This window comes from Streptomyces sp. NPDC056835 (genome assembly GCF_042789485.1).
Classification (GTDB): Bacteria; Actinomycetota; Actinomycetes; order Streptomycetales; family Streptomycetaceae; genus Streptomyces.
The window spans coordinates 167,416-182,997 of the sequence record NZ_JBHUBB010000008.1 but is presented as its reverse complement, the minus strand read 5'-3'; the positions used below and the strand labels follow the sequence as shown (position 1 = coordinate 182,997).

Annotated in this window: 14 protein-coding genes; 13 read left to right on the top strand and 1 reads right to left on the bottom strand. The window is 67.5% G+C overall.

All coding sequences use genetic code 11. From position 1 onward, the window contains the following. Positions 1–206: 206 nt before the first annotated feature. The 5 genes from ACFRMN_RS11760 (at position 207) to ACFRMN_RS11740 (ending at position 6,454) form a co-directional block, all read left to right on the top strand. Positions 207–1,238 (top strand): ABC transporter permease, encoded by a 1,032-nt coding sequence (locus ACFRMN_RS11760; RefSeq protein WP_383017000.1) that lies wholly within the window; start codon positions 207–209, stop codon positions 1,236–1,238. 99 nt (positions 1,239–1,337) lie between these two features. After that, positions 1,338–3,140, top strand: coding sequence for an ABC transporter substrate-binding protein (locus ACFRMN_RS11755; protein ID WP_383016997.1), 1,803 nt, complete (start codon positions 1,338–1,340; stop codon positions 3,138–3,140). A gap of 117 nt (positions 3,141–3,257) precedes the next feature. After that, the gene (locus tag ACFRMN_RS11750) at positions 3,258–4,235 is read left to right on the top strand and encodes an ABC transporter permease (protein ID WP_365747328.1); all 978 of its coding nucleotides are present in this window, start codon (positions 3,258–3,260) and stop codon (positions 4,233–4,235) included. 10 nt (positions 4,236–4,245) lie between these two features. Next, positions 4,246–5,307, top strand: a complete 1,062-nt coding sequence (locus ACFRMN_RS11745; RefSeq protein WP_383016994.1) for an ABC transporter ATP-binding protein — start codon at positions 4,246–4,248, stop codon at positions 5,305–5,307. Between the two features lie 25 nt (positions 5,308–5,332). Continuing rightward, complete coding sequence (locus tag ACFRMN_RS11740; RefSeq protein WP_383016991.1) at positions 5,333–6,454, top strand: ABC transporter ATP-binding protein; 1,122 nt, start codon at positions 5,333–5,335, stop codon at positions 6,452–6,454. A gap of 108 nt (positions 6,455–6,562) precedes the next feature. Here ACFRMN_RS11740 and ACFRMN_RS11735 read toward each other — a convergent pair whose 3' ends face one another. Then, entirely contained in the window at positions 6,563–7,345 is a 783-nt protein-coding gene (locus tag ACFRMN_RS11735) for a hypothetical protein (RefSeq protein ID WP_383016988.1), read from the bottom strand. Positions 7,346–7,449: 104 nt separating this feature from the next. Here ACFRMN_RS11735 and ACFRMN_RS11730 point away from each other — a divergent pair, with 104 nt between their 5' ends. The 8 genes from ACFRMN_RS11730 to ACFRMN_RS11695 all read left to right on the top strand — a co-directional run bounded on the left by ACFRMN_RS11730 (position 7,450) and on the right by ACFRMN_RS11695 (position 15,403). Further along, complete coding sequence (locus ACFRMN_RS11730; RefSeq protein WP_383016985.1) at positions 7,450–8,010, top strand: SigE family RNA polymerase sigma factor; 561 nt, start codon at positions 7,450–7,452, stop codon at positions 8,008–8,010. Next, positions 8,003–8,653 (top strand): hypothetical protein, encoded by a 651-nt coding sequence (locus tag ACFRMN_RS11725; protein ID WP_383016982.1) that lies wholly within the window; start codon positions 8,003–8,005, stop codon positions 8,651–8,653. Before ACFRMN_RS11730 ends, ACFRMN_RS11725 begins: the two co-directional genes overlap by 8 nt. A gap of 62 nt (positions 8,654–8,715) precedes the next feature. Next, positions 8,716–9,645, top strand: coding sequence for a GNAT family N-acetyltransferase (locus ACFRMN_RS11720; RefSeq protein WP_383016979.1), 930 nt, complete (start codon positions 8,716–8,718; stop codon positions 9,643–9,645). Positions 9,646–9,778: 133 nt separating this feature from the next. Further along, positions 9,779–11,404, top strand: a complete 1,626-nt coding sequence (locus ACFRMN_RS11715) for an ABC transporter substrate-binding protein (protein ID WP_383016977.1) — start codon at positions 9,779–9,781, stop codon at positions 11,402–11,404. A 44-nt stretch (positions 11,405–11,448) separates the two neighbouring features. Then, complete coding sequence (locus ACFRMN_RS11710) at positions 11,449–12,372, top strand: ABC transporter permease (RefSeq protein WP_383016974.1); 924 nt, start codon at positions 11,449–11,451, stop codon at positions 12,370–12,372. Beyond that, the gene (locus ACFRMN_RS11705; RefSeq protein ID WP_383016971.1) at positions 12,365–13,378 is read left to right on the top strand and encodes an ABC transporter permease; all 1,014 of its coding nucleotides are present in this window, start codon (positions 12,365–12,367) and stop codon (positions 13,376–13,378) included. The genes ACFRMN_RS11710 and ACFRMN_RS11705 overlap by 8 nt, the downstream gene beginning before the upstream one ends. A gap of 14 nt (positions 13,379–13,392) precedes the next feature. After that, positions 13,393–14,385 carry an ABC transporter ATP-binding protein gene (locus ACFRMN_RS11700; RefSeq protein WP_383016968.1) on the top strand — a complete coding sequence of 331 codons (993 nt, stop codon included), beginning with the start codon at positions 13,393–13,395 and terminating at the stop codon, positions 14,383–14,385. Continuing rightward, the gene (locus ACFRMN_RS11695) at positions 14,378–15,403 is read left to right on the top strand and encodes an ABC transporter ATP-binding protein (protein ID WP_383016965.1); all 1,026 of its coding nucleotides are present in this window, start codon (positions 14,378–14,380) and stop codon (positions 15,401–15,403) included. Before ACFRMN_RS11700 ends, ACFRMN_RS11695 begins: the two co-directional genes overlap by 8 nt. Positions 15,404–15,582 lie beyond the last annotated feature (179 nt).

Genomic DNA, 15,582 nt, shown 5'->3' with positions numbered 1-15,582 from the left:
CAATGGGTCATGCGCTGTGGGGGGCGTGGGCTCACGAGCACACTTCGGGGTTACTTGAAAACGCGTGCTGTCAGGGGTGTCAGCGCGCGTAGACAGTGCCCTTCTTGTTGTGACAAGTGGACTCATGAGGAGGACCCCATGCGTGGTGCCATCAGCACCAAATGGGTCGGGCGCGCGGTAGTGATCCCCACGGGGGACGAGCGATCGTGACAAGTCCAGTACAGACCGAGGGCGCCGAGGCGTCCACCGTCCCCGACGCCAAGGGTGGGTCGAAGGACGGGACCCAGGAGGCCAAGACGCTGACCGGGCTCTCTCCCGGGCAGTTGATGTGGCGCCGCTTCAAGCGTGACCGTACCGGGGTCATCGCCGCCGTCGTCGTCATCTTCTTCTTCGTGATCGCGTTGCTCGCGCCGGTGATCAAGATGGTGTACGGCAAGGACCCATACACCCTGTACGGCCAGGACAGTCTTGATCTGCTCGACGAGTTCAACATGCCGACCGGCACCTTCGGCGGCATTTCCGCCGATCACTGGTTCGGTATCGAGCCCAACCTCGGCCGCGATGTGTTCATGCAGCTGATCTACGGCATGCGCACCTCGATCTACACCGCCATGGCGGCGACCATCCTCATGGTCGTCGTGGGTGTGCTGATCGGGCTCGTCGGTGGTTACTACGGCGGCAAGGTCGACTACTGGCTGGGCCGGCTGACGGACTTCCTGCTGGGTTTCCCCAGCCAGTTGTTCTTCATCGCCTCGATGCCGGTGGTCGTGGCCGCGTTCGTACGTCCGGACGAGGAGACCCCCACGGCTCTCCGCGCCGGAGCGATCATCGCGGTGCTCTCGTTCCTGGGCTGGATGGGTCTGTCCCGGTTGATCCGCGCCGCCACTCTCTCCCTGCGCGAGCGGGAGTTCGTGGAGGCCGCCAAGATCGCGGGTGCTTCGCCCTGGCGCATCATCCGCAAGGAGCTGCTGCCGAATCTGGTCACACCGATCCTGGTGCAGGCCACGCTGCTGCTTCCGTCCACCATCCTCTCGGTGGCCTTCCTCTCCTTCGTGGGTGTCGGCTTCGTCGAACCCACGCCTGACTGGGGCCGGATGTTCGCCACGGGGGCCGACATCTACGAGCAGGACCCCGCCTACATGGTCTTCCCGGGTGTCGCCATGGTCATTTTCGTCGTGGCGTTCAACCTCCTGGGCGACTCGGTCCGGGACGCCTTCGACCCGAAGTCCGGACGCTGACGTTCAGCTGAGGGGACAGCTGCCACCCGGGCGCCGGTCCGTGCCGGATGCGCCAGGCAGCACAGTTGGATCACTACTGACAGATAGGTACTCATCACCATGAGCATCTTTGGCACGCGCAAGACACGTGCTGTCGTCGTCGCCCTGGCGGCCGGCTCGCTGGCGCTGACCGCCTGTGGCGGCAACAACAGCGGCAGTGACAGCAAGGACAAGAGCAAGACGCAGGAGGACGCCGCCAAGCAGTCGGCGGCCGTCACCTACGGCGACGCCAAGGCATCCACCGGCCCGGCCGCGGAGGTCCCCGGGGCCAAGCCCGGCGGGACCATGACCGTCTTCCAGGAGGCCGACTTCTCCCACCTGGACCCGGCCCAGACCTATGTCAGTGACGGCAAGCTGCTCGACCGTCTGCTCCAGCGCGGCCTGACGCAGTACCAGGAGGACGACGAGGGCAAGCAGACCCTCGTCGGCGACCTGGCCACCGACTCCGGCACGGCGAGCGACGGCGGCAAGACCTGGACCTTCACGCTCAAGGACGGGCTGAAGGACCAGAACGGTTCCGCGATCACCTCGGCCGACATCCGCCACAGCATCGAGCGGATGTACGCCCCGTTCATCACGGACGGCCCGACCTACGTCCAGCAGTGGCTGTCCGGCACGGGCACCACGTACCGCAAGGCGCTGCCCGACGGCCCGTACAAGGGCAAGCACCTGCCCGACTCGGTCCTCGCGACCCCCGACGCCAAGACGGTCGTCTTCAAGTTCAAGGAAGCGCAGCCCGACCTGCCGCAGGCGCTCGCGATGCCCGGCTACTCGGTGGTGCCCGAGAAGACGGACACCAAGGAGAAGTACGACACGGCCCCGGTCGCGACCGGCCCGTACAAGATCGCTGAGTTCAAGCCGGGCAAGTCGATGAAGCTCGTCAAGAACACGAACTGGGACCCGAAGACCGACTCGGTCCGGCACCAGTACGTCGACGGCTTCAACCTTGAGTACAACCACGACGACGACGACCAGACCAAGACCCTGCTGGCCGACCGCGGCGAGGCCAAGAACACCGTGATGTTCACGGGTCAGGTCTCCACCAACCAGGTGCGCAACGTCGTCGAAGACCCCGAAGCGATGAAGCGCACGATCCAGGGCTACGCGCCCTACGTGTGGCAGCTGAACTTCAACCTGGACCGGATGAAGGACAAGAAGGTCCGGGACGCCATCACCTACGCCCTGCCGAGCGCGCAGATCTACAAGCTCGACGGTGGTGCGTACGGCGGTGAGACCGCGACCGGTCTGATGTCCCCGACCACCCCGGGTTACGAGAAGGGCTACGACCCCTTCGGCAAGCTGAAGAAGCCGAACGGTGACGTCGAGAAGGCCAAGGCGCTGATCAAGGAAGCCGGCGCCGAGGGCCAGAAGGTCGTCTACGCGTACAGCAACACCCCGGTCCGCCAGCAGCAGGCCGTTGTCATCGCCGACCGTCTGAAGGCCATCGGCCTTGAGGTCGTCAAGAAGGAGATCGACTCCGCCACCTGGTACGAGCAGGTCGGCAAGGTCAACAACGGTCTCGACCTCTACATGACCGGCTGGGGCCAGGACTGGCCGTCCGCCTCCACGGTCTTCCCGCCGCTGTACGACGGCACGCAGCTGCAGGACGGCTCGTCGATCTACTCGCACATCAACGACCCCAAGGTCAACTCGGAGATCGCCCGCATCCTGAAGATCACGGACCCGGCCGAGGCCCAGAAGGCGTGGACCGCGCTGCACCACGACATCGTGGAGCGGATCAACCCGGCGGCGCCGATCTACTACACCAAGGTGTTCCAGATCTTCGGCTCCAACGTCGGTGGCCTCCGCTACTCGTCGGACTCCAGCTACGTCGACGTCACGCGTCTGTACCTGAAGAAGTAAGCACCGCGTAGGCAGGACCCGGAGGTGCGCACACGGCGGAGTGCGCACCTCCGGGCCGCCGATCCTCTCCTCTCGACCCCCTCCTCACAGCCGCCGTCCTGAGAGCAGCGACCAGCCATGCTTCAATTCCTCCTTCGCCGGACGTTCGGCGCAGTCCTGACCCTCTTTCTGATCAGTGCCGTCACGTTCTTCATGTTCTTCGCCATCCCGCAGGACCCGGCTCTGCTCGCGTGTGGAAAGAACTGCACTCCGGACGCGCTGGCGGTCATTCACCAGAACCTCGGCCTCGACAAGCCGGTGCCGGTGCAGTTCTGGAACTTCATGGTCGGTATCTTCGCCGGCCGGGACTTCGCGGTCGGGCACTGCGCGGCGCCCTGTTTCGGAATCTCCTTCAACAACCAGCAGCTGGTGTGGGACACGATCGTCGACCGGTTCCCCCTGACGCTCTCCCTCTCCATCGGCGGCCTCATCGTCTTCCTGATCGTCGGCCTGGGCGCCGGCATGATGGCCGCGTGGAAGAAGGGCACCGCCACCGACAAGGCGTTCAGCTCCGCCTCGCTGGTGCTCAGCTCGCTCCAGATCTACTTCCTCGGCCCGGTCGTGCTCGGACTCTTCGTCTACAGCACCGGATGGCTCGACAAGCCGAAGTGGGTCCCGATCACCGAGAGCCCGAGCGCCTGGTTCATGGGCCTGCTGATCCCCTGGTTCGTGATGTCGGTGATCTTCACCGCCAACTACACCCGTATGTCACGGTCGACCATGATCGAGCAGCTCCAGGAAGAACATGTCAGAGCGGCCCGTGCCAAGGGCATGACCAGCCGCTACGTCTTCTTCCGCTACGCGTGGCGCGGCTCGCTCATCCCGATCGTCACCATTCTCGGAATGGACCTCGGCGCGCTCTTCGGCGGTGCGATGGTCACGGAGATCACCTTCGGGCTGCCGGGTATCGGTCTGCTCGCCCGTGACTCGGTTCTCAACAAGGACCTGCCGCTGACCATGGGCGTGATGATCGTCAGCGCCGCCTTCATCCTTCTGTTCAACGTCATCGTGGACGCGATGTACGCCCTTATCGACCCGCGCGTGCGTCTGTCCTAGGAGAACGACCGTGACCACACTCACCAAGACCGAGGACGCCCCGGCCCCGACCGAGCCGGACGCGTTCCTGTCGGTGCGCGACCTGCGCGTCCACTTCTCCACCGAGGACGGCATCGTCAAGGCCGTGGACGGGCTCTCCTTCGACCTGGCGCGCGGCAAGACGCTCGGCATTGTCGGGGAGTCGGGCTCCGGCAAGTCCGTGACCAACCTGTCCATCCTGGGACTGCACAACCCGCAGTCCACCGAGATCACCGGTGAGATCCTGCTGGACGGCCAGGACCTCACGGACGTCTCGTCCAAGGAGCTCGAAAGGCTCCGCGGCAACAAGATGGCGATGATCTTCCAGGACGCGCTGACCGCCCTGTCGCCGTACTACACCGTCGGCCGGCAGATCGCCGAACCGTTCATGAAGCACACCGGCGCCAGCAAGAAGGAGGCCCGCGCGCGGGCCATCGAGATGCTGGGCAAGGTCGGTATCCCCGACCCGAAGAACCGGGTCGACGACTACCCGCACCAGTTCTCCGGCGGTATGCGGCAGCGCGCCATGATCGCCATGTCGCTGGTGTGCAACCCCGAACTGCTGATCGCCGACGAGCCGACCACGGCTCTGGACGTCACCGTCCAGGCGCAGATCCTCGATCTGCTCAAGGATCTCCAGCAGGAGTTCGGCTCCGCGATCATCCTGATCACCCATGACCTCGGCGTGGTCGCCAATATCGCCGACGACCTGCTGGTGATGTACGCGGGCCGGGCCGTGGAGCGCGGCTCTGTCCGTGAGGTCCTCAAGCAGCCGGAGCACCCCTACACCTGGGGCCTGCTCGGCTCGATGCCGCGACTCTCCTCCGATGTGAGTGAGCCGCTGCGGCCCATCCCGGGCACTCCGCCCAGCCTGTTGAACCCGCCCACCGGCTGTGCGTTCAACCCGCGGTGCGACTACGTCGACCTGGTCGACGGTGGCCGCTGCACGCACGAGCGCCCGCTGCTGCCCGAGGGACGCGGCTCCGCGTGCCATCTGACGGCGGAGCGCAAGCAGCAGGTTTTCATCGAGAAGATTCAGCCCCGGCTGGGCTGATGTACCAGCGACTGGGGCTATGACCATGAGCGAGAAGAACACGAACACCACCGTCACGGACGCGGTTCCGCCGCAGCGTGACCCGTCGACCGAGCCCTTGCTCGAAGTGAAGGGCCTGACCAAGCACTTCCCGATCTTCGGCGGCTTCCCCATCAAGCGGCGGGTCGGCGCGGTCCAGGCCGTCGACGGCGTGTCCCTGAGCGTCTACCCGGGCGAGAGCCTGGGCCTGGTCGGTGAGTCGGGCTGCGGCAAGTCGACCACGGGCCGGCTGCTGACCCGGCTGCTGGAGCCGACCGGCGGCACGATCACGTACAACGGCCAGGACATCACCCGGGCCAACCGCAAGCAGCTGGCGCCGATCCGGTCCGAGATCCAGATGATCTTCCAGGACCCGTACGCCTCGCTGAACCCGCGGCAGACCGTCGGCACGATCATCTCCAGCCCGATGGAGATCAACGGCATCAAGCCGGCCGGCGGCCGTGAGGCCCGGGTGCGTGAGCTGCTGGAGATCGTCGGTCTCAACCCGGAGCACTACAACCGCTTCCCGCACGAGTTCTCCGGCGGTCAGCGCCAGCGCATCGGTGTCGCCCGCGCGCTCGCGCTGGAGCCGAAGCTGATCGTGGCGGACGAGCCGGTCTCGGCCCTCGACGTCTCCATCCAGGCGCAGGTCGTCAACCTGCTCCAGGATCTCCAGCGCGACCTGGGGATCGCCTTCGTCTTCATCGCCCATGACCTGGCGATCGTGCGGTACTTCTCGGAGCGCGTCGCGGTGATGTACCTGGGCAAGGTGGTGGAGGTCGCGGACCGCGACTCGCTGTACAACCGCCCCCGCCACCCGTACACCCACGCGCTGCTTTCCGCGGTGCCCGAGGCGGACATCGACATCGCCAAGAGGGAGCGGATCCGGCTGGCCGGCGACGTACCCTCGCCGATCATGCCGCCGTCCGGGTGCCGGTTCCGTACCCGCTGCTGGAAGGCGCAGGACAAGTGCGCCACCGAAGAGCCGCCGCTGGTGCAGATCTCGGGCAGCGCGGACGGGCATCTGACGGCCTGTCACTTCCCGGAGGAGCCGACGACCGAGGCGCGCGAGGAGGATGTCGTACTCGACCCGGCGCTGGTGGCCATCGAGAAGGAACTGAACGACTGACCGGCTGGTCTGTTGTGGGCGGGGCCCGCGCCCGGGGAATGCCTCGGACGCGGGCCTTCGTGCTGCGCGGCATTCGTGTTGCGCGGCCTTCGTGCCGCGCGGGCCTTGTTACGCGGGTTCCGGCGGCCGGTGCGGTGATACAGGCGATTCCGTGGTCGCCTCGATCCCGGCGCGGACGAACGCGCGCGCCAGCTCCCCACGCCGGTGGAGCCACTCCTCGGTGCCCGGACCGTCCGCCGTTCCGTACCGCCGTCGGTGGATGTCCTCGACGACCGCCGCGGGCGCGCCCTGGGCACGCAGCTCGTCCAGCGCCTCCCGCTTGGTGACCAGCCGGCCGTCGCGCAATGTCACGGAGGCGCGCGCGAACGTCAGCATGGCCGCGTCCACCCAGGCGTCATGGACCCAGAGCTCCGGCTTGGCGGTCACGGGCAGCCAGTAGTCGCGCAGATCGCGGCGGATGAAGTCCGTCAGCTCCGCGTCGCTCACCCCGGGCAGCTCGCCGACGGGGGAGGGCCCCGTCAACACCAGTGCGCCGGTGGTCAGTTCACGCCGCCCCACCGGACTCACGGGCCGCTCGAACCACTCGCCGAGCGCCCAGGTCGGATGAGACCGTCCGGCGTCCGCGGCGTCCTGCCGGGGCAGGTAGGTGCAGTGCAGCTTGTCGGCGAACGGCGCTTCGGCGAAGAGCCGTTGATGGAGGGCGCGCAGCCGCTCCCGCTGCGCGTCCGTCGGTTCGGTGCCGACGAGGGCCACCAGATCGAGATCGCTGCGGCCGGGCTGAAAATCCCCGAAGGCCAGTGAACCGTGCGCCCACAGGGCGACGAGCGGCACGGCGGCGGAGACGTCCGCCATGAATCGGTCGAGAAGTCGCGTCACCCCGGGCTCGGTCATGGGGCCACTCTCGCACGCGGAAGTCGTGCGTAACATCCGGCCGGGCCGAAGCGTGTTCCTGGCGAGAGGGAAGAGCGGACGAGGGAGTGGGAGCGGGGGGAAATATGCCGGACAGGATCGAAAGACCTGACAGGTCGGAGGAGTTCGACGCGTTCTACGCCGCCACGGCACGGCGTCTGGTCGCCGCGGTCTACGCGATGACCGGAGATCTGGCGGAGGCCGAGGACGCGGTTCAGGAAGCCTATGTGAGGGCGTGGCAGCGCTGGTCGAAGCTGACGCGCGAGGGTGATCCGCTGCCATGGGTGCGGACGGTCGCGATGCGGCTGGCGATCAGCACCTGGCGCAGGACGCGCAGTCGGCTGCGGGCGCATCTGCTGCATGGTCCGCAGGCGGATGTCCCAGGGCTTTCCGCGGACCGGGTCGCGCTGGTCGCGGCGCTGCGGGAGCTGAGCCCGGATCAGCGACGGGCGGTGGTGCTGCACCATCTGCTGGATCTGCCGGTGGATCAGGTGGCGCGGGAGACCGGCGTCTCGAACGGTGCGGTACGGACCCGGCTGAGCCGGGCCAGAAAGATCCTCGGCGAGCGGTTGGCCGATTCCAGTTCCAGTTCCAGTTCCACTTCCGGTTCAAGTGTTCTGCGCGAGGGGGTTGTCAGCCATGGCTGAGGTCGAAGAGGTCCTGGACGATGTGGCCATACGGATGCCGAGCGCCGCGGAGATCAGGGCCCGGGGCTCGCGGCGCCGGGCCCGCAGGCGGCTGAGCGCGGTGACGGCCGTCGCGGCGGTGGTGATAGCGGGCGGGTCATGGGTGCTGCAGCCGGGGCCGGGGGGCGACGAGGTACGGCCGGCGGCCCCGCCCGCGGAGGCGAATCCGTACAGGAAGAACGGCGTGGTCGAGACGATGGACGGCCGGGACGTGCCGTTGTTCGGTACGTATCACTGGAAGAAGGACAGCGATGCCTTCTTCGACGCGCTTCCGCTCCTCGGCTTCTCCGACGCCTGTCCATACACGCTGCCGCCGCCCAACGTGGAGATGATCGAGCAGTTCCGGTACAGCGCCGCGTACGACGGTGCCGGCACGGCTCTGGCCCGGCATCGCGTCATCGAGTACGACGACGCCGACCAGGCGGCCGAGGACCTGGCGGCGCTCCGCGACTCCATCGCCGCCTGTGGTCTGAAGCAGTACGGCGAGGGCAAGGACGCCTACTACGCCGGCAATGCCTCGAAGGGCGGTCAGTGGCTACGGGTCTCTGTGGAGCACGGCAGGACCTGGACCTCTGTCGTGGAGGTGCAGAGCACCTGGGAGTGATGCCCGATCCGCTCGGGGAAAAGCCGTTGCGCGACGGGCGCCCCCACCGGAAAGTAGCCTCCATGTCCCTTTTCATACGTCCCGCCACGCTCGACGACGCCCCCGCGATCTGTGAGCTGCTGAACGCCATCGACACCGTCGAGATCGGGAGGCCCGAGACCGGTCTCAACGAGGTGGAGGCCGACCTCCGCCATTCCGAGGTGCGGCTCGCGCGGGACTCCTGGCTGGCGTACGAGAGCGACCGGCTCGTCGGGTACGGACTGCTCTGGGACGACTCGGGCGCCGAGCGCATCGATATGGATCACTATGTGCTGCCGGACCGTCATGACGCGGCGGTCCGACTGTTCGAGCTGATGGAGGCCCGTGCCGTCGAGCGGGCCGGGGAGAACGGCGCCGGCCGGACCGTGGTCCATATGCAGCTCCATACCGAGCCCACCCTCGACACCGCGATCATCGAGAGCCGGGGCTGGGGGCGTGTGCGCCGGTATCAGGTGATGGTCCGTGAGGTGTCCCGGGAGGCCACGCCCGTGCCCGTGGCGCCGCCTGGGGTGACCCTGCGGGACTGTGTCGCGGAGGCGGACCGCCGGCTGGCGTACGAGCTGTGCGAGCGGACCTTCGCCGACCACTTCGACCACCAGCCCCGCACCTACCAGCAGTGGCTGGACGACCGGGAGGGCGACCGGCTCGACTGGTCGCTGGTCCGGATCGCCACCGTGGAGGGGCTCGGTGACGCCGGAGTCCTCGTCAGCCGTAACGACCGGGTGTCCAAGGGCTGGATCAGCATGATCGGGGTGCTCAAGGAGGCCCGTGGCCGGGGGCTCGGAGGCTATCTGCTGCGTCATTCCTTCGCGTCCTTCGCCGCCCTTGGCCGCGAGACCGTCGGGCTCGGGGTGGATACGGCGAATGCCACGGGCGCGCTGAAGCTGTACGAGGACAACGGCATGCGGGTGCACTTCGCCGTGGACACCTGGGAGGTCACTCTTCCGGTGTGACCCGGGCGAGTGGTTCCGATGGGGCGTTCGCGTTCCGGGACCGCGCCTACAGCCGCCATCACGACACGACTCATCACTGTAGGGGGTGTATTCGGGGGCGAATGGGAGGTGCGTCTGATGAGGGAGCCACTTCATGCGAGGACCCGCACACACCGGACGGGTCGCCTGCGCGGTGGCTGTCGTCCTCACCGCGTCGGGCTGTGGCGGGGCGTCCGACGTCATCGGTGGTCCCAACGGTGTGGTGCGTTCCTCCTGGGGTGATCCGCAGAATCCGCTGGAGCCCGCGAACACCAACGAGGTCCAGGGCGGCAAGGTCCTCGACATGGTCTTCCGGGGGCTCAAGCGGTACAACCCGAAGACCGGCAAGGCCGAGAACGCCCTCGCCGAGAAGATCGACACGACGGACTCGACCCACTTCACGGTCACCGTCAAGGACGGCTGGACCTTCAGCGACGGCGAGAAGGTCACCGCGAAGTCCTTCGTGGACGCCTGGAACTACGGGGCGTATCTCGACAACAACCAGAAGAACGCCTACTTCTTCCAGTACATCGACGGATACGACAAGGTCCACCCGGCCTCGGGGCAGCCCACCGCCCGGACCCTGTCGGGGCTGCGGGTCACCGGGCCCCGGACGTTCACGGTCAAGCTGTCGCAGCGGTTCTCCACCTGGCCGGACACTCTGGGGTACGCGGCGTTCGCGCCGCTTCCCAGGGCGTTCTACGACCACCACGCCGCCTGGCTCGCCAGGCCCGTCGGCAACGGCCCGTACACGGTGCGGAACTACACCAAGGGCTCCCAGATGTCGCTGCGCACCTGGAAGGGCTACCCGGGCGCCGACAAACCACGCAACGGCGGTGTGGATCTCGTGGTCTACACCGACAACAACACCGCCTACACCGATCTGGTCGCGGGAAACCTCGATCTGGTCGACGACATCCCCGCCTCACAGCTCAAGAACGTGCGCTCCGACCTCAGCGGCCGGTACATCAACAGCCCGGCCGGCATCATCCAGACCCTCGCCTTCCCGTACTACGACAAGGAGTGGAACACCGCGGGGGCCGCCAAGGTACGCACCGGGCTCTCCATGGCGATCAACCGCAAGCAGATCACCGACATGATCTTCCGCAGGACCCGCACCCCGGCGACCGACTGGACCTCCCCGGTCCTCGGCGCGGACGGCGGCTATCTGGCCGGGCTCTGCGGCAGGGCCTGCGAGTACGACGCCCCCGCGGCGAAGAAACTGATCAAGCAGGGCGGCGGCATCCCGCACGGCCGATTGACGATCACGTACAACGCCGACACCGGCTCCCACAAGGAGTGGGTCGACGCGGTCTGCAACAGCATCAACAACGCGCTCGGCAACGACAAGGCGTGTGCCGGCAGTCCGGTCGGCACCTTCGCGGACTTCCGCAACCGGATCGGCCGGCGGAAGCTGCGGGGGCCCTTCCGGGCGGGCTGGCAGATGGACTACCCGCTGATCCAGAACTTCCTCCAGCCGCTCTACTACACCAACGCCTCGTCCAACGACGGCAAGTGGAGCGATCCCCGGTTCGACCGGCTCATCGACGAGGCCAACGCCGACGCGGACACGAAGGCGGCGATCCGCACATTCCAGCAGGCGGAGGGCGTCGTACGGGACCGGATGGCGGCCATCCCGCTCTGGTACCAGAACGGCAGCGCCGGCTACTCGGACCGCGTCTCCCATGTCGAACTGAACCCCTTCAGCGTCCCGGTCTACAACGAGATCACGGTCAGCTGACGCCCGGGGCCGCCCACGCCCTCCCCCGAACCCCGGAGCTCTCCATGGGACGTTATGTGATCCGGCGTCTGCTGCAGATGATCCCCGTCTTCATCGGCGCCACCCTGCTGATCTTCCTGATGGTCAATGTGATGGGCGACCCCATCGCCGGTCTCTGCGGGGAGCGGCAGTGCGATCCGGCCACCGAGGCACGGCTGCGCCAGGAGTTCGGCCTCGATAAGCCGGTGTGGCAGCAGTACCTCACCTATATGGGACATGTCTTCTCCGGCGACTTCGGCACCGCCTTCAACGGCCAGAGGGTCATCGACCTGATGGCCTCGGCCTTCCCGGTCACCATCCGGCTGACGATCGTGGCCATCGTCTTCGAGATCATCATCGGGATCATCTTCGGTGTGATCACCGGGCTGCGCCGGGGCCGTCCGGTCGACACCTCCGTACTGCTGCTGACACTGGTGGTCATCGCCGTACCGACCTTCGTCACCGGTCTGCTCGCGCAGCTGCTGTTCGGCGTGAACTGGCATCTCATCCGGCCGTCGGTCTCCCCGGCGGCCCCGCTGGACGAGCTGATCCTGCCGGGGCTGGTGCTCGCGTCCGTCTCCCTGGCCTATGTCACCCGGCTGACCCGAGCCTCGATCGCCGAGAACGCCCGCTCCGACTATGTCCGTACCGCCGTCGCCAAGGGCCTGCCCAGACACCGGGTGATCACCCATCATCTGCTGCGCAACTCGCTGATCCCGGTGGTCACGTTCATCGGTACGGACATCGGCGCGCTGATGGGCGGCGCGATCGTCACCGAGCGGATCTTCAATATCCATGGCGTCGGATTCCAGCTCTATCAGGGCATCCTGCGCCAGAACACCCAGACCGTCGTCGGCTTTGTGACCGTACTGGTCATCGTCTTCCTGGTGGCGAATCTGCTGGTCGACCTCCTTTACGCCGTTCTCGACCCGAGGATCCGCTATGCCTGAGCCGCAGTCCCCACCCACCGACGACAACGGCGGAGCCATCGCGGCGACCGGGGCGGGCGGGGTGATGGACCTCGCCACCAGCGAGGGAGGCACGCTGGAACAGCGCCCGGCCGGCCCCGGCGGCGGATCAGGCGGCGGCCCCGGCGGCGAATCCACGGGCAGGCCGCGCAGCCTCTGGTCGGACGCCTGGCGCGATCTGTGCCGTAACCCCGTCTTCGTCCTCTCGGGGCTCGTCATCGTCTTTCTGGTGATCATCTCGATCCGGCCGTCGCTGATCACCGCCGGCAATCCGCTCTCCTGCGATCTGGCCAGGGCCCAGGACGGCTCCCGGCCCGGCCATCCCTTCGGCTTCAACGGGCAGGGCTGCGACGTCTACACCCGGACCGTCTACGGCGCCAGGACCTCGGTCGTCGTCGGCGTTCTCGCCAGCCTCGGGGTCGCGGTCGCCGGCTCGGTCCTCGGCGGACTGGCCGGCTTCTTCGGCGGATTCTGGGACGCGATCCTCTCCCGGATCACCGATATCTTCTTCGCCATCCCGGTGGTCCTCGGCGGTCTGGTACTGCTGTCCGTGGTGACCAGCTCCACCGTCTGGCCGGTGATCGGCTTCATGGTGCTGCTCGGCTGGCCGCAGATCTCCCGGATCGCGCGCGGCTCCGTCATCACCGTCAAACAGAACGACTTCGTCCAGGCGGCGCGGGCGCTCGGCGCCTCCAACCCCCGGATGATGCTGCGGCACATCCTGCCCAACGCCATCGCGCCGGTGATCGTCGTGGCGACGATCGCGCTCGGTACGTTCATCGCGCTGGAGGCGACCCTCTCGTATCTCGGCGTGGGCCTCAAACCGCCGACCGTCTCCTGGGGGATCGACATCTCCGACGCCTCGCCCTATATCCGCAACTCCCCGCACATGCTGCTCTGGCCGGCCGGCGCGCTGGCGATCACCGTGCTCGCGTTCATCATGCTCGGCGACGCGGTACGCGACGCCCTCGACCCCAAGCTGCGCTGAGGAGCCCCGCCCCCATGTTGCTCGAAGTGCGCGATCTACAGGTGGAGTTCCACACCCGGGACGGCGTCGCCAGGGCCGTCAACGGCGTCAGCTACTCGGTCGACGCCGGCGAGACACTGGCCGTACTGGGCGAATCGGGGTCCGGGAAGTCCGTCACCGCGCAGGCGGTCATGGGGATCCTCGATATGCCGCCCGGCCGGATCACCGGCGGTGAAGTGCTGTTCCAGGGGCGGGATCTGCTGAAGCTCAAGGAGGAGCGGCGGCGCAGGATCCGGGGCGCCGAGATGGCGATGATCTTCCAGGACGCGCTCTCCTCGCTCAACCCCGTGCTCACCGTGGGCGCTCAGCTCGGCGAGATGTTCATCGTGCACCGGGGGATGTCCCGCAAACAGGCGCGGGCGAAGGCCGTCGAGCTGATGGACCGGGTCAGGATCCCGGCGGCCGCGGAACGGGTCAACGACTATCCGCACCAGTTCTCCGGCGGCATGCGCCAGCGCATCATGATCGCGATGGCGCTCGCCCTTGAGCCCGCGCTGATCATCGCCGACGAGCCGACCACCGCACTGGACGTGACCGTCCAGGCCCAGGTGATGGATCTCCTCGCCGAGCTGCGGCGCGAGCTGAACATGGGGCTGATCCTGATCACCCATGACCTCGGTGTGGTCGCCGATGTCGCCGACCGGATCGCGGTGATGTACGCGGGCCGGATCGTGGAGACCGCCCCGGTGCACGAGATCTACCGGGCGCCCGCCCACCCGTACACCCGCGGTCTGCTCCGGTCGATCCCGCGTCTTGACCGGAAGGGCCGGGAGCTCTACGCGATCAAGGGCCTGCCGCCGAATCTGCTGCGCATCCCGCCCGGCTGTGCCTTCAACCCCCGTTGTCCGATGGCCCAGGGCGTGTGCCGTACGGAGGTGCCGCCGCTCTTCGCGGTGGAGGAAGTGCCGGGGGCGGCCGGGGGACGGCACAGCGCCTGCTACTTCTGGAAGGACACGCTCCATGGCTGAACCCATCCTGGAAGTGCGGGATCTGGTCAAGCACTACCCGCTGACCCGGGGCATCCTGTTCAAGAAGCGGATCGGGGCGGTACGGGCGGTCGACGGGGTCTCCTTCGCGCTGGCCCCCGGCGAGACCCTTGGCATCGTGGGGGAGTCGGGCTGCGGCAAGTCGACCGTCGCGAAGACGCTGGTGAACCTGGAGCGGCCGACGTGCGGCGCGATCCGGTACAAGGGCGAGGACATCACCCGGCTGTCGGGCCGCGCGCTGAAGGCGGTGCGTCGCAATATCCAGATGGTGTTCCAGGACCCCTACACCTCGCTCAACCCCCGGATGACCGTGGGCGACATCATCGGGGAGCCGTACGAGATCCACCCCGAGGTGGCGCCGAGGGGCGACCGGCGGCGCAGGGTCAGGGAGCTGCTGGATGTCGTCGGCCTCAACCCGGAGTACATCAACCGCTATCCGCACCAGTTCTCCGGCGGCCAGCGCCAGCGCATCGGCATCGCGCGCGGGCTGGCACTCCGGCCCGAGATCATCGTGGCCGACGAGCCGGTCTCGGCCCTCGACGTCTCCGTACAGGCGCAGGTCATCAATCTGATGGAGCGGCTTCAGGACGAGTTCGGTCTCTCGTATGTCTTCATCGCCCACGATCTGTCGATCGTCCGGCATATCTCCGACCGGGTCGGCGTGATGTATCTGGGGCGACTGGCCGAGATCGGCCGGGACGCGGAGATCTACGAGCACCCCACGCATCCGTACACCCAGGCGCTGCTCTCGGCCGTGCCGCTGCCCGACCCGACGGCGCGCGAGCACCGCGACCGGATCATCCTGACCGGCGATGTGCCGTCCCCGGCGAATCCTCCGTCCGGCTGCCGGTTCCGTACGCGCTGCTGGAAGGCGCGGGAGCGGTGTGTGGTGGAGGTACCCGAACTGGCGGTCCCGGAGGTCTTCCGGGGGCGCCAGGGGCCCGCCGCGCACCCTTCCGCCTGCCACTTCGCGGAGGAGCGGCAGATCGTGCCGTCCTGAGCGCGGGAGGGCCGGGATTCGGGGACGAAATGTGATGAAGCACATCAATTTCGTTAACACGCAGGCAACTTGGCGGACCCGTCACCGATATACGAACGCGTCAGGCTGGACAGCGTACGGCCGTGCGGGTGCCGTAGACCGGCCGGGACTCCCAGGGTCCCGACCGGTCGCCCCGCGCT

Coding starts and splice junctions, on each gene's coding strand:
- ACFRMN_RS11725 (WP_383016982.1), top strand. CDS start 8,003: ATGGCTGAGGTCGAAGAGGTCCTGGACGATGTGGCCATACGGATGCCG.
- ACFRMN_RS11740 (WP_383016991.1), top strand. CDS start 5,333: ATGAGCGAGAAGAACACGAACACCACCGTCACGGACGCGGTTCCGCCG.
- ACFRMN_RS11755 (WP_383016997.1), top strand. CDS start 1,338: ATGAGCATCTTTGGCACGCGCAAGACACGTGCTGTCGTCGTCGCCCTG.
- ACFRMN_RS11720 (WP_383016979.1), top strand. CDS start 8,716: ATGTCCCTTTTCATACGTCCCGCCACGCTCGACGACGCCCCCGCGATC.
- ACFRMN_RS11730 (WP_383016985.1), top strand. CDS start 7,450: ATGCCGGACAGGATCGAAAGACCTGACAGGTCGGAGGAGTTCGACGCG.
- ACFRMN_RS11735 (WP_383016988.1), bottom strand. CDS start 7,345: ATGACCGAGCCCGGGGTGACGCGACTTCTCGACCGATTCATGGCGGAC.
- ACFRMN_RS11695 (WP_383016965.1), top strand. CDS start 14,378: ATGGCTGAACCCATCCTGGAAGTGCGGGATCTGGTCAAGCACTACCCG.
- ACFRMN_RS11715 (WP_383016977.1), top strand. CDS start 9,779: ATGCGAGGACCCGCACACACCGGACGGGTCGCCTGCGCGGTGGCTGTC.
- ACFRMN_RS11710 (WP_383016974.1), top strand. CDS start 11,449: ATGGGACGTTATGTGATCCGGCGTCTGCTGCAGATGATCCCCGTCTTC.
- ACFRMN_RS11705 (WP_383016971.1), top strand. CDS start 12,365: ATGCCTGAGCCGCAGTCCCCACCCACCGACGACAACGGCGGAGCCATC.
- ACFRMN_RS11750 (WP_365747328.1), top strand. CDS start 3,258: ATGCTTCAATTCCTCCTTCGCCGGACGTTCGGCGCAGTCCTGACCCTC.
- ACFRMN_RS11700 (WP_383016968.1), top strand. CDS start 13,393: ATGTTGCTCGAAGTGCGCGATCTACAGGTGGAGTTCCACACCCGGGAC.